Raw genomic sequence first — 17,449 nt, 5'->3', positions numbered from 1 at the left:
CTAGAGCAGACCCGCCTCGGTCATCAACGACGTCACCTTCTTGGCATCGAGCTTGCTCGGATCGACGGCGGGTGCCTGCAGCGAGGCCAGCGGCGGCAGCGCCGGATTGGCCGCGACATCACTGGCGACCGGATACTCCAACGAGGTGCCGTCGCGCAGGATCTCCTGCCCGGCCTTGGCGGTGATGAACTCCAGGAACTTCTGCGCCGACTCCTGCTTCTTGCTCGACTTCAGCACGCCGCCACCGGAAACCGAGACGAAGGCGCCCGGATCCTGGTTCTTGAAGTAGTGCAGCCCGGTGTGGCTGCTGCTCTCCTTGGTGTTGGCCTGATCGCGGTACCAGTAGTAGTGGTAGATCACGCCGCCGTCGGGCTGTCCGGAGTCGACCGCCTTCATGGTGGCGACATTGTTCGGGAATGCGGTGGCGTTGTCCTTCATGCCTTTGAGCCACGCCTTGGTGGCATCCTCGCCCTTCAGTGCGAGCAGGCCCGCCACGATGGCCTGGAAGTCGGCGCCGGAAACGCCCGCGCCCCAGCGGCCCTTCCACTGCGGCTGCGCCAGATCGAGCAGCGATGCGGGCAGTTGATCGGCCGCGATCTTGTCCTTGTTGTAGACGAAAACCGTTGATCGGGCGGCGATTCCGGTCCACTTCCCGGTGGACGGGCGGAACTGCGCGGGCACCTGGTCCAGGGTCTTCTTGTCGACATCGGCGAACAGCCCGGCGTTCTCCACCAGCGCCATGGCGGGGGAGTTCTCGGTGAGGAAGACATCGGCGGGGGACGCCGCGCCCTCGGCGACCAACTGGTTGCCCAGCGCGGTGTCACCGCCCTGACGCAGCGTGACCTTGATGCCGGTCTCCTTGGTGAACGCGTCCACCCATTCCTTGGTCAGCGATTCGTGCTGGGCGTTGTAGACGGTGATCTCGTTCTTGTCGTCCGAGGAATTCGAACACGCCGTCACGCCGAGCGCCGCGACAGCGACGGCCAGCGCTGCGGAAATCGCTTTCCATCTGATCGACATGTTCGAGTCCTTCCGACGCGTGCAAGGTTCCACTTCATATGATGAGGCTTACCTAAGCAAGATACCGCGTCGGAACTGCGGCGATGGTATCGGTACGGCTGCGGCGGATGTGCGTTTGTCTACCGGTCAGGACAGACCCGAGAAGTCCCGCAGCACAACGTGATTGCGGTCGGCGAAGGTGCCGAGCGTGTAATCCGGCAGCAGGCCGAAGTATTCGCCACGGGTGGTCGCACTCCAGCGGCGGGCGGCCGCGGTGCGGGTCTTGTAGAAGTTGATCATGTACCCGCCCTCGTACAGGCGCAGCAGGCTGTAGCCGCCCGGATACTCCTTGACCGCGGCGACTTCCAGGAATTCCACCGCGGCACCGATGTCGGGGCGGGTGCGACGGTTTCGGTGGGTATGGCCACTGTGCTGCAGGAATACGCCGGGTGCGCGTTCGTAGAGCGTCTGGAGTTCGATGCTGTCCGGGCGGTTGAGGACGAAACCCGGTCCGACGGTATTGGTCAGACCGGATTCGATGGTCACCGGGTGGTGTCCGAAGACCAGTGTCGGGCGGTCCGGATCCTCGCGAAGCAGTTCGCCGAGCCGGTCGAATTGCGGGCGTTCGATGCTGCCGCCGGAACCGTCGAGTTCGCTGGTGTCCAGTCCGAGCAGCCGCAGGCCGCCCAACTCGTGCTCGATCAGTTGCTGGCGCGGATTGAATTGCTCTGCCCAGCAATCGTAATGATCCGCAGGTGCGGGTATGCAGCCGTGATATTCCGAGCCCATGTGCGGACGGTCGTGATTGCCGCGCACGGCGAGGTAGTCGCGGCCCTGCGCGCCCCAGGAGTCCAGGTGCCCGCGAACCGAACGCGATTGCTCCGGCTTCGCCTCGGCGGTGAGATCGCCCGCGATGAGCAGGACGTCGGCGGCGCGGTCGGGGCGGCGCAGGTCATCGAGCATGGCCGCGAGCATTACCTCCGGATAGGGCGGCAGGCCGGGCTCCTGCCGGAAACCCGGCGGCAGGTTGTCGACGACGAGGCCGCTGACCTGCTCGCCGTAGTGAACGTCATTGGCGAGTGCGACGGTGCGCAGCGGACGGCCGGGCGGCGGTGTCAAGGTGGTGAATTCGCCGGTGGATTCCGGACTTCCGGGGATGCGAGTGGTCAGCGAGAGCGCGGGGACAGCGCGGACGCCTTTCGACCATGCCTCGAACCGGTAGGGGCGGCCTGGTTCCAGACCGTCGATCTCCGCATAGTGGAACGGGGTGGGCTCGTCCTCGGCATAGACGGTGGTCAGCGATGAATCGGCCGGACCGAGGCGCACGTCGGCGTCCGTGTCGACCGGCAGCAGTCGGCCGCTCGGATCCGGGGCCACCGTCGTCCAGGTGAGAATCACCGATCGATCGGTGACCGTGACGACCTCCAGATCGGTCGCGAAGAGCGGATTCGGTTGGGCCCGAACCGAACCCGGGTCCGCGAGGCTCGCAAGCGCAGCCAGCCCGATGGCGCTGAGGAAGGTCCGGCGCGACGGTCCGCAGCAGCTCATCCGACGAGATTACGTCAGTTCTTACCCGACTCCGCCGAGCAGATCTTCCACTTCCCGTCTTCCTTGCGCAGGTGTTCGGTGGTGCCCGTATCGGTATCGGGCGTCTCACCCGGAACGGTCAGCGTGAGTTTGCCGGTGATCCGGGCCGTCGCACGGTCGCCGGTGACGACAATGTCATCGATCTTGTCGATGCTGACCTCGATCTTGGCAGTATCGAATTCCTTCTTCTGCTCATCGGTCAGCGTGTCGAACTCGGCACGGTCGGCCGCGCATGCCTTGCCCGCCGCGGCGGCGAAACCGTTCGACTCGAGCGTGTCATAGAAGTCGTGGATGGCCACCTGGATCTTCTTCTCGTCCGAGGCCAGCGGCGTCTTGCCCTGCACAGTCAGCACCACGCCCGCGGCGACCGCACCCGCGATGACGAGCACCAGCACCAACAGGCCGATGATCAGCCCGGTCCTGCGCTTCTTCGGCGGCGGATACCCCGGCTGCTGATAACCGCCAGGCGGCGGATACCCCTGCTGCGGTCCATATCCCGGACCACCCTGCGGTGGATAACCACCCTGCTGGGGATACCCCGGCCCACCCTGCTGCGGATAGCCATACGGCTGCTGCGGCTGCCCCTGCGGCGCCCCGAACGGCGGTTGCCCACCCGGCGGATATGTCATCGTCCCGTCCTCCCGCTCACCCCATGTGTGAGATTACGGCAACACGGACCACCACGACCGGACACCGATCAGTATCGGTTTTCGCAGATCTGATCATGTATCCGGCCGGGCCACCATCCGTCGATCACCGGGCGCTACGAGAACTGAGTCCCGCGAAAGACCGGTCGGCTGCCGGGAATTCAGTGCTGACCGGCGAAGTCACGGATAAGTGCGCCGGTGCTGTCGGGCTCTTCGACCATGGGCGTGTGGCCACAGTCGAGGCTCTCGATCCGAATGCCCGGGACGCGGCGGTAGTCCTCGAAAGAGTCCGGCTGCCAACGCTTGTCCTGAGTGCCGTACAGCACCACGGCCGGCACGCCGAGGTCGGTGAGCCGGTCCGGTTCGGTCCGTTCCCGCAGGTAGTCATCCGACGCGGTGGAGGTCGCGGTGAGACTGCGGTAGGTCATGCCGCGCAGGTCGGCGACGAACTGGTCGGGGATCTGCACGTCCCGGGTGAACGCGGAGCTCATGGCTTGCCGGAGGACGACGTCCGGGAGCAGCGGCCACAGCGGCCGCCCGATCGCCGGAACGAACAGCAGGTTGCCGACCGGACCGTTGTCGGTGACGGCGTCCAGGCGGGGTCCGGAGTCGATCAGCATGATCGCCGACACCAGGTCGTGGCGCTGTTCGGCCAGCGAGGTGGCCACGTAGCCGCCGGAGGAATGCCCGACGACGATCGCCTGGTGCACGCCCAGCTGGTCGAGCACGGCCCCGACTCGGCTCGCCTGTTCGGACGTGCTGTAGCCGCTGTCGGGCTTATCGGACTTGCCGTGGCCGAGCAGGTCGATGCGCACGACGTACTGGTCCCGCAAGGCGGGCAGCACCGGATCCCAGTAGGCGGTCGAGGCGCCCAGCCCGTGCAGCAGCACCAGCGCGCGAGCGCCGGGTGTTCCGTCGGCGACGACGTGGATGTCTCCGCCCGGAAGATGCACCATGTGCTCGTGCGAATCGTCGGTCTCAGCGTTCGCTGCGCCGGTCGTGTTGCCGCTGAGCACGGCGACCAGGCCGGTGACGATCAGCATCCCGATATGCCGCCACCGATTCGGTCTTGCGGCGGCAGTGGTTTCGTCCACGGTTTCTCCTTCGAAGGGTGGGGACGCCACCACGTTCGGACACGACAGCGGGTCACGTATTGAAGAAATGTCAGCGTTCGCGGCTGCTCATACAATCGACGTGTGCCTTGGGACATCGCGCGACCGGCGCGGCCACCCGCCCTGCGCGGCGTCGACATGGCCGGATTTCATGTTCACGGGGACGGCCCGGAGCAGGTGCGTGTCATTCCGCATCCGGCGGTCACGGTGATCGTCGAGTTCGGCGAGTGCAGCTTCGAGGTCCGCGACTCGACGGGCCGCAGCCATTCGGGCAGCCTGACCCTCGGGCTCGCCGGCACCGCGCTTCCGGTCCGCGTCGACGCCGTCGAATGCGTCCAGATTCGCCTGGAACCGGTTGTCGCCCAGGCCATCCTCGGCTTCCCGCCCAGCGACCTGGGCGGAACCATCATCGGCCTGGACGACCTCTGGGGTCGCGAGGCAGCGTGGCTGCGCGAGCGCCTGCACGAGACACCGAACTGGGCCGACCGATTCGCCTTGGTCGACGCCGTGCTGTCCGCGCGGTCCCGGCACGACCACCGTGTCGACCCGGAGGTCGCCTGGGCATGGCGCCGAATCAAGCTCAGCCGCGGCCGATTCCGCGTCGAGCACCTCGCCGCCGAGCTGGGCTGGAGCCGCCAACGACTGTGGTCACGCTTCGGCACCCAAATCGGCCTGACCCCCAAACGCGCCGCAAAACTGGTCCGCTTCGACCACGCCGTGCACCGCCTCGTCCAAGGACACTCCCCCTCCCGAGTAGCAGCCGACACCGGCTACGCCGACCAATCCCATCTCCACCGCGACATCCGCGAATTCACCGGCGCACCCCCCAGCTCCGCAGCCACCGAACCCTGGCTCACAATCGACGACCGAGCCTGGCCGTCGACCACAGTGACGTAATCCGGCACGACATTCGAGCACTACCGCCCAGACTCCCCGAGGTGTCGCCGGCGGTGATCGCGGTATGGCTCGGGCACGCCGATGCCAGTGTCACAGCGAGGATCTACGCCCATTCGCAAGACGATGCCCTGCGGGATGCGGCGAAGTCTTTGGCCGAAGTTGTGTCGTCGATGCGAGCTGACTTGGCGGCATGAAAAAGGCTCTGACCGGAATGTACTGGTCAGAGCCTTTTCATCGGTGCCCTCGGCAGGATTCGAACCTGCGGCCTTCTGCTCCGGAGGCAGACGCTCTATCCCCTGAGCTACGAGGGCGGGATAGGTTCGAACGGTGCCGGTGGGGCGGCCGTTCGGGCGGGGCCAAGCGTATCGCATTGCCGGGCGTCCGCCAAAAAGTGTGTCGGGCCGGGGAGTTTCGGTTCCCGGCCCGACGCGATGGATCAGTTCTGCGGTAGTGGTTTCGCGTTGCGGGCGGTCAGCATGGTGGTTATGAGTTGTGCTTCGCCCTGCTGGGTGGTCGCCATGGCGGCCGCGAGTGTGCGCACCGAGGTGGTTTCGGCGTGCTGGGCGGCGTATTCGGTCATCGAGAGTCCGCCCTGATGGTGGCGCAGCATCAGCTGCAGGAACATCGTGTCCAGCGTGGGACCGGTGGCCTGGCGTAGCGCGGTCACCTCCGCGGTGGTCGCGATGCCCGGCATGGAAGCCGATGGGCCGGACATTGTGTGGTCGGTGGTAGCGCCGGAATGCGAATGGCCCGGCTGTTCGGTCATCCAGCCCATATAGCCGTCCACATTCTGGTTCGGTTCACCCCACATCTGCAGCCAGCCCTGCATCCGGCCGATCTGTTCCTGCTGGGTGGTCAGAATGTCGTAGGCCAGCCTGCGCACATCGTTATCGGTGGACGCGATGAGCGCGATGCCGGCCATTTCGACGGCCTGCGCGTGGTGTGCCGACATGTCCTGGCTGAATCCGATATCGACCGTGCCGGGATCCGGTTCGCTAGTGCCGTCCAGCGGCAGCCGGGCCAGCACGCCGACCGCGAAGCCGATCAGCAGGATCCCGATCGCACCGAGCACCAGCAGCGGAGTGCGCTGCCGCCGCGCCTGCGCGGCCAAACCCGTGGAATCGCTCGTCACGTCCGGCTCGATTTCGGTATCCACCGGCATCTACTGACCTTCCGTCGGTTGGGTCGGAATTCCGTTGGGCACGCCGGGAATATTCGGCACACCCGGAATGCTCGGCATACCGGGCAGACCACCCGAGGCGCCGCCGAGTTCGGTCTGATCCTGCGACAGGCCCTTACCGTCCATCGGCACCGCATCCGGTCCGGGCGGCGTCGGGTCGTACGGCGTCGGGTTGTTCGCGTCGAACGCGGGGTTCGAGCAGCTCGCGCCCACCTCGGGGTAGGCGTATTGGTTCGCGCGCAAGGCGGTGATGAATTGGTTGACCCGCTTGTCGTCGGCGCTGTCCAGCTTCAGCTGGTGACCCCAGGACTGCAGCGATATCGCCGAGGAAAGTCCGGGGAACGGGGACATCAACGTGAACGGCTTACCTTCGACCTTCTGCTTCAGCGTGTCGATGCCCGCCGCGTCGACCTTGTCGGGGTTGTAGGCGATCCACACCGCACCGTGCTCGAGCGAATGCACCGCGTTCTCGACCCGGACCGGCTTGCTGTAGACGACACCCATGCAGTTCGCCCAGACCTGATCGTGCGGACCGCCGAACGGCGGGGTCTGGTCGTACGCGACGCGCTGGGTACCCGCGACGTGTAGCCCCGCCGGGTAGTCCTTCTTGGTCACCCCGGCGATCTGATCCGACGGATCCTTCTTCTGCGCACTCGGCGTGAATTTCTCGAGTTCGGCCTTGTCCCGATACTTCGGCACCAGGCTGAACGCGAGCGCGCCGATCAATGCGATGATCACCACGGCGGCTCCGATGACCAACCAGGGGATCTGGCGCTTCTTCAATGGGCCCTTGCCCATCGGAACCTTGCCGCCGCCTTTTTTCCGCGACGGTGCGACCTTCCCTGCGGCCCGGACGGCCTTGGCCGATTTGGCGCTCGTGCTGCTCGGCATAGCTCGCTGTGCTCTTTCCACGTATTGATCCACGGTGCTGGGTGGTTGCGGAGGGCTCCGCCGAGGTGCCCACTCGAGGCGTACACCTGCCCAGACCATAGGATAGAGACTCGTGACTCCAGCTGACCTTGCAGATCTCCTTCGCGCGACCGCAGCGAAGGTGCTTGTCGAACGTGGACTGGACCCTGCGGTCCTGCCCGACGAGGTCAACGTGGAGCGCCCCCGTAATCCGGAACATGGCGACTATGCCACGAATGTGGCCATGCAGGTAGGTAAGAAGGCCGGAACGAATCCGCGCGAGTTGGCGACCTGGCTGGCCGAGGCGCTGGCCACCACGGACGCCATCGATACCGCCGAGGTCGCCGGTCCCGGCTTCCTCAACATCCGGCTCGCCGCTTCCGCACAGGGCGCGATCCTGCAACAGGTATTGACCGCGGGCGCGGCCTACGGCACCTCGGACACCCTGAGGGGCCTCCGGATCAATCTGGAATTCGTGTCGGCCAATCCGACCGGTCCGGTGCATCTCGGCGGCACCCGCTGGGCCTCCGTCGGTGATGCGCTCGGCCGCATTCTGGCCGCGCAGGGTGCCGACGTGACCCGCGAGTACTACTTCAACGACCACGGCGCGCAGATCGACCGCTTCGCGAAATCCCTGGTCGCCGCCGCTGCCGGCGCGCCGACCCCGGAGAACGGCTACGCGGGCGAATACATCGGCGAGATCGCCGCCAAGATCGTGGTCGCGCATCCCGAGGCGCCGACTCTGCCGGAAAACCAGCAGCTCGAACTTTTCCGTGCCGAGGGCGTCGAGTTGATGTTCGCCCATATCAAGGAGTCGCTGCACGAATTCGGCACCGATTTCGACGTGTACTTCAACGAGAGTTCGCTATTCGAATCCGGTGCGGTCGAACAGGCAGTTACCAAGCTCAAGAATTCCGGCGACCTCTACGAAAAGGACGGGGCCTGGTGGATCGCCAGCTCCGAATACGGTGACGATCAGGATCGTGTCGTTCTCAAGAGCGATGGCAATGCCGCCTATATCGCCGGTGATATCGCCTACTTCCAGAACAAACGCTCGCGCGGCTTCGATCTGTGTATCTACATGCTCGGTGCGGACCATCACGGCTATATCGGCCGTTTGAAGGCCGCCGCGGCCGCCTTCGGCGATGATCCGGCCACCGTCGAGGTGCTCATCGGACAGATGGTGAATCTCGTCAAAGACGGTGTGGCCGTGCGAATGTCCAAGCGTGCGGGCACCGTGGTGACCCTCGACGATCTGGTCGAGGCCATCGGTGTCGACGCCTCCCGGTACTCGCTGGTGCGCAGCTCGGTGAACTCGAGCATCGATATCGACCTGAACCTGTGGACCAGCCAGAGCAACGAGAACCCGGTCTACTACGTGCAATACGCGCACGCCAGGACCGCGTCCATCGCACGTAATGCCGCCGAATTCGAATACGACACGGTGACACCGGATTTCGGTCTGCTCACCGCCGATGAAGAGGGTGAACTCATCCGCACCATCGGTGAATACCCGCGTGCCGTCGCCAGCGCCGCGAGCCTGCGCGAACCGCACCGCGTCGCACGGTATCTGGAGGAACTGGCCGGTGCCTACCACCGGTTCCAGACCAATAAGAACCTGCGCGTACTGCCCCTCGGCGACGAACCCGTCACGCCGACCAATGCCGCCAGGCTGGCCCTGGCCAATGCCACCCGTCAGGTGCTGAGCAACGGCCTCGAGCTGCTCGGCGTTAGTGCACCGGAGCGAATGTAGTGAGCGAGCGCAGCGAGCGAACCATAGACACAGCGTCTCGGACGGTCACGGCGGAGCCGAGCGTCAGCGAGGTGGAGTCGTGAGCGTCCATCCTGCAGGTCCTCGGCATGCAGATATTCCACACGCACCCAGTCTCGCGGAGCGTCCGAGCGATCCGAAACAGATGATCGATCTGCCCGCGAATGTATGGCCGCGCAACGCTTCTCGCGATGCCGAGGGTGTCGTGCACCTGGCCGGTGTGCCGGTGCACGAACTCGCCGAGCAGTTCGGCACCCCGCTGTTCGTGGTCGACGAGGACGACTTCCGTTCCCGCTGCCGCGATATGGTCGCCGCGTTCGGCCCGGACGCGCGAGTTCACTACGCCTCCAAGGCATTCCTATGCGGTGAGATCGCCCGCTGGATTTGCGACGAGGGCCTTTCCCTCGATGTCTGCTCCGGCGGCGAACTGGCCACCGCGCTGCACGCGGGCTTCCCCGCGAACCGAATCGCATTGCACGGCAACAACAAATCGGTCGCCGAGCTGGCGTCCGCGGTCGAGGCGGGCGTCGGGCATGTGGTGGTCGACTCGCTGATCGAGATCGAGCGCCTGGAGGCCATCGCGGGCCGCGCCGGAGTCGTTCAAGATGTGCTCGTCCGCGTCACCGTCGGCGTGGAAGCCCATACCCACGAATACATTTCGACCGCACACGAGGATCAGAAGTTCGGCTTCTCGATCGCGGGCGGCGATGCCATGGAGGCGCTCGCGCGCGTCTTCGAGGCCGATAATCTCCGACTCGTCGGTCTGCACAGCCACATCGGTTCGCAGATCTTCGAACTCGATGGTTTCGAGATCGCCGCGCGCCGCATGCTCGGGCTGCTGCGCGAGGCCATCGACAAGTTCGGCATCGAGCGCACCGCGCAGATCGCCACATTGGATCTCGGTGGCGGACTTGGCATTTCGTACCTACCCAATGACGATCCGCCGCCGCTCGACGAATTCGCCGCGAGCCTGCGCAAGCTGGTCGCCACCGAGGCGAGCCGCGCCGGACTGCCCGAGCCGAAGATCGCCGTCGAACCCGGCCGCGCCATCGCCGGACCGGGCACCGTCACCCTCTACGAGGTCGGCACCATCAAGGACGTCTCGCTCGACGCCGGACTGCGCAGGCGTTATGTCAGCGTCGACGGCGGCATGAGCGACAACATCCGCCCCGCGCTGTATCAGGCCGACTACGACTGCCGCCTGGTTTCGCGCTCCTCCGACGCCGCGCCCGTGGTCGCCCGGGTCGTCGGAAAGCATTGCGAGAGTGGGGATATCGTCATCCGCGATACGTGGATGCCCGCCGATGTCGGCCCCGGCGATCTGGTCGCTGTCGCCGCGACCGGCGCGTACTGCTACTCGATGTCCAGCCGGTACAACCAGCTGACTCGGCCGGCGGTTGTCGCGGTGCGGGGTGGTGTGCCGCGACTCATTCTGCGCCGGGAAACGGTGGCGGATCTGCTCAGCCTGGAGGTGGAATCATGACGGACGCTGCGAAGTTCGGCGTATGGGGGACCGATCGTCCGATCGGAGTCGCGGTCCTCGGGATGGGCAATGTCGGCACCGAGGTGGTGCGCATTCTGCGCGACCACGCCGATGACCTGCGTGCGCGCGTCGGCGCGCCGGTGGTGCTGCGCGGTGTCGCCGTGCGCAACCTGGCCGCCGACCGCGGTATCCCGGCCGAATTACTGACCACCGACGCCGACGCGCTGGTCGCCCGCGAGGATGTCGATCTGGTGGTCGAGGTCATCGGCGGCATCGATCCAGCCCGCCGCCTCATCCTGGCCGCGCTCAATGCGGGCAAATCCGTGGTGACCGCCAATAAGGCACTGCTGGCCGACTACACCGGTGAACTCGCCGCCGCCGCCGAGCGCAGCCGCGCCGACCTTTATTTCGAGGCCGCCGTCGCCGGTGCGATTCCGGTGGTGCGCCCGTTGATCCAGTCGCTGTCCGGTGACCGGGTGAACAAGGTCGTCGGCATCGTCAACGGCACCACCAACTTCATCCTCTCCGCGATGGACGAGACCGGCGCGGACTACGCGATCACCCTCGAAGAGGCGACCCGCCTCGGCTATGCGGAGGCCGATCCGACCGCCGACGTCGAGGGCTACGACGCCGCCGCCAAGGCCGCGATTCTGGCCTCGCTGGCCTTTCACACCCGCGTGACCGCGGCCGATGTGTACCGCGAGGGCATTTCCAAGATCACCGCCGAGGATCTGGAGACGGCCTCCGCACTGGACTGCACGGTCAAACTGCTCGCCATCTGCGAGCGGGTCGGCGCGGGTCCGGGCGAACCGAGCCTGGAAGAGGGTGGCAAGGAGCGCGTCTCGGTGCGCGTCTACCCGGCCCTCATACCGCGCAAGCACCCCTTGGCCGCGGTCACCGGCGCATTCAACGCGGTGGTCGTCGAGGCGGAGAACGCCGGTCGGCTGATGTTCTACGGCCAGGGCGCGGGCGGTGCCCCGACGGCGTCGGCGGTACTCGGCGATCTGGTGATGGCGGCGCGCAATAAGTTCTTCGGTGGCCGCGCTCCGGGCGAGTCGGTTTATGCTGAGCTACCGATCGCGCCGATCGGTGATACGCCCACGCGTTACCACGTGAACCTGCAGGTCGCGGACCGCCCCGGGGTGCTGGCCAAGGTGGCGGGCGAATTCGCCAACCATGAGGTGAGCATCTCCACGGTCCGTCAGGAAGGACACGGCGAGGGTGCGCGCCTGGTCGTGGTCACCCACCACGCCTCGGAGTCGGCGCTCGCGGACACCGTCGCCGCCCTGGCGGAAATGGAATCCGTCACATCCGTGACCAGCGTTCTGAGATTGGAAGGCACCAACGAATGAGTACGACCAGGGGACGGCAGACGGCGGAGCCGGCAGGGTGGGTGAGCACAGCCGTTGCGCCGCAGGCAGGTGTGCACTCGCGGTGGCCGGGCCTGATCGCCGCGTATCGCGATCGGCTGGCGGGCGCCGCCGAGTGGGACCCGGTCACCCTGTACGAGGGCGGCACCCCGCTGGTGCCCGCACCGCACCTCTCGCAGCTGACCGGCTGTGATGTGTATCTCAAGGTCGAGGGCCTGAATCCGACCGGATCCTTCAAGGACCGCGGCATGACCATGGCCATCACCGACGCGAAGTACCGCGGGCAGAAGGCCGTGCTGTGCGCGTCCACCGGCAACACCTCGGCATCGGCCGCCGCCTACGCGACCCGGGCCGGGATGAGCTGTGCGGTGCTGATTCCGCAGGGCAAAATCGCCATGGGCAAGCTGGCCCAGGCCGTTATGCTCGGCGCGAAGATCATCCAGGTCGACGGCAATTTCGACGACTGTCTCGAGCTGGCGCGCAAGGTCACCGCGGAATTCCCGACCGTCGGTCTGGTGAATTCGGTGAATCCGGCCCGTATCGAGGGCCAGAAGACCGCCTCGTTCGAGATCTGCGATGTGCTCGGCAAGGCGCCCGACGTGCACGCCCTCCCAGTGGGCAATGCGGGCAATATCACCGCCTACTGGCGCGGTTACCGCGAGTACTACGCCGACGGCATCACCACCGGCCTGCCGCGCATGCTCGGTGTGCAGGCCGCGGGCGCCGCGCCGCTGGTCAACGGTGCCCCGGTCAAGGATCCGGAGACGATCGCCACCGCCATCCGGATCGGCGCACCCGCGTCCTGGAACGGCGCGGTGGAGGCCAAGGAGCAGTCCGGCGGCGCCTTCCGCGCCGCCACCGACGAGGAGATCCTGGAGGCATACCGACTGGTCGCCGCGACCGAGGGCGTTTTCGTCGAGCCCGCGTCGGCGGCCAGCATCGCCGGCCTGCTCGCCGCGCGCAAGGAGGGGTGGCTGGATTCCGGGCTGACCGTCGTGTGCACGGTGACCGGCAACGGCCTCAAGGATCCGGATAACGCGCTCGCGGGAATGCCGCAGGTGCAGGCGATTCCGGTCGACCCGATCGCGGTCGCCCACGAACTCGAGCTGGCCTGAGTTGAATTCGCGCGAAAGCCAACTGATGACGAGGACGCTGCCCGCCGGTCTGTCCGTGACCGCGCGGGTGCCCGCGTCCAGTGCCAATCTCGGCCCCGGATTCGATTCGCTCGGTATGGCTTTGGGCATCTACGACGAGATCGAGGTGCGCACTACCGATTCCGGCCTTACCATCCGAGTGGAGGGCGAGGGCGCCGACGATGTGCCATGGGGCCCTTCACATCTCGTGGTGCGCGCGATCGAGCGCGGCCTGGAGGCGGCGGGCGTCTGGGCGGATGGTCTCGATGTGGTGTGCCGCAACGTAATTCCGCATTCGCGCGGTCTCGGTTCGTCGGCCTCGGCGGTGGTCGGCGGGCTCGCCGCCGGCTGCGGTCTCGCCGCCAAATTGGATCCGGCATTGGCCATGGGCAGTGACCAATTGGTCCAGCTCGCATCGGAATTCGAAGGTCATCCGGACAATGCCGCGGCCAGCGTGCTCGGCGGAATCGTGGTGTCCTGGACTGAAACCGCCGCGGACGCCGCAAGCGACGGTGCTGCGGCGTCCGATCACGGCCGCGTCTACCGTGCGGTGCGCCTCGATCCGCATCCCACGCTGCGTCCGGTGGTGCTGATTCCCGAAGAGCGCTCCTCGACCGCGCATACCCGCGGCCTGTTGCCCGAGGTCGTGCCGCATGGCGATGCCGCATTCAATGTCAGCCGCGCCGCGCTCGCGGTGGTCGCCCTGACGCAACGTACCGACCTGCTCCTGCCCGCGACGGCCGATCGTCTGCATCAGACCCAGCGCGCGCCCGCACTGCCGCTGACCACCGAATGGATCGCCCGGCTGCGTGCGGCCGGGATCGCGGCCACGGTATCCGGCGCGGGACCGACCGTACTGGCCTTGGGTACCAGCGAATTCCCCGCCGAACTCCGCCAACTCGCGGCCATAGACGGGCTCCGCGTAGTCGAGCCGGGACTCGCGGAAGGCGTCCAGGTCGACTGACGGCGCGTCTGCCTTGCCGATGTTCCAGGTTGCCAGCTATCCTGAGCACGTCCGTACATCGTGCGCATCAGACGCCGGTGCTTCATCAGGGCAATCGCTCCAGCAGGCTCCAGGCTCGAGCCTCCAGGCCATGGGGGTGCTGCGTAGCTGCGCAACTGGAATGATCTCTCCCACCTTTCGGGAACTGGTGGCGAAGCCGCCGGTCCGGCGGGGCAGGTGATACGGCAAAAAGCGCCGGTCCGAGCTTTGTGCTCGGCCCTCGCATCCGAGTCCGGCAGAACGCACGGACTGCGGGACGAAACCCTCGAAACAGCACACGGCAATCGAGGGAAGGAAAGGATTTCCGTGACAGATACGGACCTGCTCGCGACACCCGGGGTGGATTCCAACCCGGCAGGGGACCGCGAAAGTGACTCCGGACAGATTTCGAAGATGAGCGAACAAACCGACGTCGCACGATCGGGGCTGACTGGAATGCTGTTGCCGCAATTGCGCGCGCTCGCGGGGGAGCTCGGTATCCGAGGCACCTCTGGAATGCGCAAGGGCGATTTGATCGCCGCCATCAAGGAAAATCAGGCCGGAAAGTCGGCGAAGGCGGAAAAGTCCGCGCGAGGCGAGGTGAAGTCCGATGCGGACGCCGCCAAGGCGGCGTCGGCGAAGGCCGAGCAGGGCACCCTCGACGTGACGCCCGCCGCTTCTGCCCCGGTGAAGGAGGCTCCCGCTCCGGCGAAGGAAGCCCAGACCAAGGACGCTCCGGCGAAGCAGGCTGTCGCGAAGGAGGCCGTCGCCGAATCCGCAGCGCCGAGGGCCGCCGAGAAGTCTGCCGAGTCGAAGTCCGATCAGGCCCAGACCGAGGCCGCGCCGGCGGAGACCACCGACGATTCCGGTCGCGAGGGTGGTCAGCGCGGTCGCGGCAGGCAGCGTCGCGGTCGCGACCAGGCGCGCGCCGGTGGCGATGGGGCCGCGGGCGAGGCCCGTGCAGACGAGCCCAGGCAGGAGCAGGAGCAGGGCGAACGCCGCCGCGAGCGCAGCCAGGGTGGCGAGCGCAGCCAGGGTGGCGAGCGCAGCCAGGGCGGCGACCGCAATCAGGGTGGCGAACGCAGCCAGGGCGGCGAACGCAGCCAGGGTGGTGACCGCAACCAGAACGGCAGTGCCAACGGCGGCCGCGGCGGCGAGGGCGGCGGCCGCGGCGAGGCCAATCGTGGCGGTGACGAGGACGAGGGCGGTCGCGGACGGCGGGGACGCCGGTTCCGGGAACGTCGTCGTGGTCGCGACCGCGAGGGTGGCACCGGTGGCGGTGAGGCCCGCGAGCTCGAGATCCGCGAGGACGATGTCCTGCAGCCGGTCGCGGGCATCCTCGATGTGCTGGACAACTACGCCTTCGTGCGCACCTCCGGCTACCTGGCCGGTCCGAACGACGTCTACGTCTCGATGAACCTGGTCCGCAAGAACGGCCTGCGCCGCGGTGACGCGATCACCGGTGCGGTGCGCGCCCCGCGCGACGGTGAGCAGAGCAACCAGCGCCAGAAGTTCGATCCGCTGGTGCGTCTGGACACGGTCAACGGCGGTGAGGTCGACGCGGCGAAGCGGCGGCCCGAGTTCAGCAAGCTCACCCCGCTGTACCCGAACCAGCGTCTGCGCCTGGAGACCCAGCCGAACAAGCTGACCACCCGTGTCATCGACCTGATCATGCCGATCGGTAAGGGCCAGCGCGCCCTGATCGTCTCCCCGCCCAAGGCCGGTAAGACGACGATCATGCAGGACATCGCGAACGCCATCGCCATCAACAACCCTGAGGTGTACCTCATGGTTGTGCTGGTCGACGAGCGTCCGGAAGAGGTCACCGATATGCAGCGTTCGGTGAAGGGCGAGGTCATCGCCTCGACCTTCGACCGTCCGCCGTCAGATCACACCTCGGTCGCCGAACTGGCCATCGAGCGCGCCAAGCGCCTGGTGGAAATGGGCAAAGACGTTGTGGTGCTGCTCGACTCGATCACCCGATTGGGCCGCGCTTACAACAACTCCTCGCCAGCATCGGGCCGCATCCTCTCCGGTGGTGTCGACTCGACCGCCCTGTACCCGCCCAAGCGGTTCCTCGGCGCGGCGCGCAATATCGAGAACGGCGGCTCGCTCACCATCATCGCGACCGCCATGGTCGAGACCGGTTCGACCGGTGACACGGTGATCTTCGAGGAGTTCAAGGGCACCGGTAACGCCGAACTCAAGCTGGACCGCAAGATCGCGGAACGGCGCGTGTTCCCGGCCGTCGACGTCAACCCGTCCGGTACTCGTAAGGACGAGCTACTGCTCAGCCCCGACGAGGCGGCGGTGCTGCACAAGCTGCGTCGCGTACTGTCCGGCCTGGACTCGCACCAGGCGATCGATCTGCTGATCGACCGTCTGAAGAAGTCCAAGAACAACCTTGAGTTCCTGATGCAGGTCAGCAAGACCGCGCCGGGCGCGCTGGACGAGTAGGTCGAAGACCGGTTTCACTGTCGAAGGGGCTCCGTATACGCGGGGCCCTTTCGGCGTTCTCGGGCTGAAGAACGCGAGACCTATGCCTGCCGCGCCAGCGATCATGAAGGCCAGGATGATCGCGGTCATGGCGGCCGGGCTACCGCTGTTCGCGGCGGTAGTGGCCGGGTCGAACTGTGCGGCAGTGGGTTTCGCGTACGCGTAGGTGTCCGGGCGAACCGGAGTGGTCAACCAGCCGACCGCGACAGTGAGAATCAACGAAACGAAGACCGCCAGAGCAACGCGGCTGTTCACAGTGTTCTCCCTTCTGTCTCGGCACGCCGATGTGCATCAGGCCTAAAACTCTATGAACATTGGTGTTCGTATCCACGAGTAGTTGACTACCTGTATTAAGGGTTCCGTAAGAACACGATCAACGCGTGCCAGTAGTTCAATTGGCAAGGGACTTGGGGGACTACCTAGGGGGCGGGAACAAACCGGGGGTCTGGGGTGTTTTGGGAGCGTAACCACCGTTCTGGCATACTGAGCGGTCGTTGCGTCTGCTCCGACGAGCAGGCCTCCCGCCTAAGTCGGCTCCGGTTCACGTCCTCGCGATCTGCGCGGGCGACCCGGCGGCCAGTATCGAGAGGACACCCATGAAGGCAGGAATTCACCCGTCGTATGTCGAGACCACGGTCGTCTGTGGTTGCGGCAACACCTTCCAGACTCGCAGCACCAAGGAGTCGGGACACATCACCGTCGAGGTCTGCTCGCAGTGCCACCCGTTCTACACCGGCAAGCAGAAGATCCTCGACACCGGTGGTCGCGTGGCCCGCTTCGAGGCTCGCTACGGCAAGCGTGCCGGCAAGAAGGCCGACGCAAAGTAGCTTCCCCGCCGACGCCCGGTCCTGCACTGCAGGCCGGGCGTCGGCGCTTTTGTGTG

15 protein-coding genes and 1 tRNA gene are annotated in these 17,449 nt (G+C 66.4%); 9 read left to right on the top strand and 7 right to left on the bottom strand.

Going from position 1 to position 17,449, the window contains the following annotated elements; genetic code table 11:
• The 4 genes from ACZ60G_RS23340 to ACZ60G_RS23325 form a co-directional block, all read right to left on the bottom strand.
• Window positions 1–1,020, bottom strand: a complete 1,020-nt coding sequence (locus ACZ60G_RS23340) for an iron ABC transporter substrate-binding protein (RefSeq protein ID WP_465812207.1) — start codon at window positions 1,018–1,020, stop codon at window positions 1–3.
• 126 nt (window positions 1,021–1,146) lie between these two features.
• Entirely contained in the window at window positions 1,147–2,547 is a 1,401-nt protein-coding gene (locus ACZ60G_RS23335; protein WP_465812205.1) for a metallophosphoesterase family protein, read from the bottom strand.
• 14 nt (window positions 2,548–2,561) lie between these two features.
• Window positions 2,562–3,215, bottom strand: coding sequence for an Rv0361 family membrane protein (locus ACZ60G_RS23330; protein WP_465812203.1), 654 nt, complete (start codon window positions 3,213–3,215; stop codon window positions 2,562–2,564).
• A 179-nt stretch (window positions 3,216–3,394) separates the two neighbouring features.
• Window positions 3,395–4,327 carry an alpha/beta fold hydrolase gene (locus ACZ60G_RS23325; RefSeq protein WP_465812202.1) on the bottom strand — a complete coding sequence of 311 codons (933 nt, stop codon included), beginning with the start codon at window positions 4,325–4,327 and terminating at the stop codon, window positions 3,395–3,397.
• A 102-nt stretch (window positions 4,328–4,429) separates the two neighbouring features.
• On the opposite strand from ACZ60G_RS23325, the gene ACZ60G_RS23320 reads away from it, so the two are divergent.
• Window positions 4,430–5,242: a helix-turn-helix domain-containing protein gene (locus tag ACZ60G_RS23320; RefSeq protein WP_465812201.1), complete on the top strand. Its 813-nt coding sequence runs from the start codon at window positions 4,430–4,432 to the stop codon at window positions 5,240–5,242.
• A 238-nt stretch (window positions 5,243–5,480) separates the two neighbouring features.
• Here ACZ60G_RS23320 and ACZ60G_RS23315 read toward each other — a convergent pair.
• The 3 genes from ACZ60G_RS23315 to ACZ60G_RS23305 all read right to left on the bottom strand — a co-directional run bounded on the left by ACZ60G_RS23315 (window position 5,481) and on the right by ACZ60G_RS23305 (window position 7,313).
• Window positions 5,481–5,553 (bottom strand) — tRNA-Arg (locus ACZ60G_RS23315).
• A 125-nt stretch (window positions 5,554–5,678) separates the two neighbouring features.
• The gene (locus tag ACZ60G_RS23310; protein WP_465812199.1) at window positions 5,679–6,404 is read right to left on the bottom strand and encodes a DUF305 domain-containing protein; all 726 of its coding nucleotides are present in this window, start codon (window positions 6,402–6,404) and stop codon (window positions 5,679–5,681) included.
• On the bottom strand, window positions 6,405–7,313 hold the full coding sequence (locus tag ACZ60G_RS23305; protein ID WP_465812197.1) for a DUF3105 domain-containing protein: 909 nt from the start codon (window positions 7,311–7,313) through the stop codon (window positions 6,405–6,407).
• A 112-nt stretch (window positions 7,314–7,425) separates the two neighbouring features.
• Between ACZ60G_RS23305 and argS the strand changes: the two genes are divergently transcribed.
• The 8 genes from argS to rpmE all read left to right on the top strand — a co-directional run bounded on the left by argS (window position 7,426) and on the right by rpmE (window position 17,393).
• Window positions 7,426–9,084 carry an arginine--tRNA ligase gene (argS, locus tag ACZ60G_RS23300; protein ID WP_465812195.1) on the top strand — a complete coding sequence of 553 codons (1,659 nt, stop codon included), beginning with the start codon at window positions 7,426–7,428 and terminating at the stop codon, window positions 9,082–9,084.
• 79 nt (window positions 9,085–9,163) lie between these two features.
• Window positions 9,164–10,585 (top strand): diaminopimelate decarboxylase, encoded by a 1,422-nt coding sequence (gene lysA / locus ACZ60G_RS23295; RefSeq protein WP_465812194.1) that lies wholly within the window; start codon window positions 9,164–9,166, stop codon window positions 10,583–10,585.
• Window positions 10,582–11,937: a homoserine dehydrogenase gene (locus tag ACZ60G_RS23290; protein ID WP_465812192.1), complete on the top strand. Its 1,356-nt coding sequence runs from the start codon at window positions 10,582–10,584 to the stop codon at window positions 11,935–11,937. The genes lysA and ACZ60G_RS23290 overlap by 4 nt, the downstream gene beginning before the upstream one ends.
• Window positions 11,938–12,008: 71 nt before the next feature.
• Window positions 12,009–13,070 carry a threonine synthase gene (thrC, locus tag ACZ60G_RS23285; protein ID WP_465812553.1) on the top strand — a complete coding sequence of 354 codons (1,062 nt, stop codon included), beginning with the start codon at window positions 12,009–12,011 and terminating at the stop codon, window positions 13,068–13,070.
• A gap of 25 nt (window positions 13,071–13,095) precedes the next feature.
• Window positions 13,096–14,052 (top strand): homoserine kinase, encoded by a 957-nt coding sequence (thrB, locus tag ACZ60G_RS23280; RefSeq protein ID WP_465812190.1) that lies wholly within the window; start codon window positions 13,096–13,098, stop codon window positions 14,050–14,052.
• Window positions 14,053–14,397: 345 nt separating this feature from the next.
• Window positions 14,398–16,527 carry a transcription termination factor Rho gene (rho, locus tag ACZ60G_RS23275; protein ID WP_465812188.1) on the top strand — a complete coding sequence of 710 codons (2,130 nt, stop codon included), beginning with the start codon at window positions 14,398–14,400 and terminating at the stop codon, window positions 16,525–16,527.
• Between the two features lie 82 nt (window positions 16,528–16,609).
• Window positions 16,610–16,732 carry a hypothetical protein gene (locus ACZ60G_RS23270; protein WP_465812186.1) on the top strand — a complete coding sequence of 41 codons (123 nt, stop codon included), beginning with the start codon at window positions 16,610–16,612 and terminating at the stop codon, window positions 16,730–16,732.
• Window positions 16,733–17,162: 430 nt separating this feature from the next.
• On the top strand, window positions 17,163–17,393 hold the full coding sequence (gene rpmE / locus ACZ60G_RS23265; protein WP_387294037.1) for a 50S ribosomal protein L31: 231 nt from the start codon (window positions 17,163–17,165) through the stop codon (window positions 17,391–17,393).
• The last annotated feature ends 56 nt before the right edge of the window (window positions 17,394–17,449 follow it).

The organism is Nocardia sp. NPDC102475, from assembly GCF_055584605.1.
Note: the sequence above shows the minus strand (reverse complement) of the source record. Positions and strands in the feature narration are given on the sequence as shown.

What these genes read in the sequence shown, in the direction of transcription:
- ACZ60G_RS23340 (WP_465812207.1), bottom strand. Translation starts at nt 1,020, where the DNA reads ATGTCGATCAGATGGAAAGCGATTTCCGCAGCGCTGGCCGTCGCTGTC.
- ACZ60G_RS23335 (WP_465812205.1), bottom strand. Translation starts at nt 2,547, where the DNA reads ATGAGCTGCTGCGGACCGTCGCGCCGGACCTTCCTCAGCGCCATCGGG.
- ACZ60G_RS23330 (WP_465812203.1), bottom strand. Translation starts at nt 3,215, where the DNA reads ATGACATATCCGCCGGGTGGGCAACCGCCGTTCGGGGCGCCGCAGGGG.
- ACZ60G_RS23310 (WP_465812199.1), bottom strand. Translation starts at nt 6,404, where the DNA reads ATGCCGGTGGATACCGAAATCGAGCCGGACGTGACGAGCGATTCCACG.
- ACZ60G_RS23305 (WP_465812197.1), bottom strand. Translation starts at nt 7,313, where the DNA reads ATGCCGAGCAGCACGAGCGCCAAATCGGCCAAGGCCGTCCGGGCCGCA.
- ACZ60G_RS23290 (WP_465812192.1), top strand. Translation starts at nt 10,582, where the DNA reads ATGACGGACGCTGCGAAGTTCGGCGTATGGGGGACCGATCGTCCGATC.
- thrB (WP_465812190.1), top strand. Translation starts at nt 13,096, where the DNA reads ATGACGAGGACGCTGCCCGCCGGTCTGTCCGTGACCGCGCGGGTGCCC.
- ACZ60G_RS23270 (WP_465812186.1), top strand. Translation starts at nt 16,610, where the DNA reads ATGCCTGCCGCGCCAGCGATCATGAAGGCCAGGATGATCGCGGTCATG.
- rpmE (WP_387294037.1), top strand. Translation starts at nt 17,163, where the DNA reads ATGAAGGCAGGAATTCACCCGTCGTATGTCGAGACCACGGTCGTCTGT.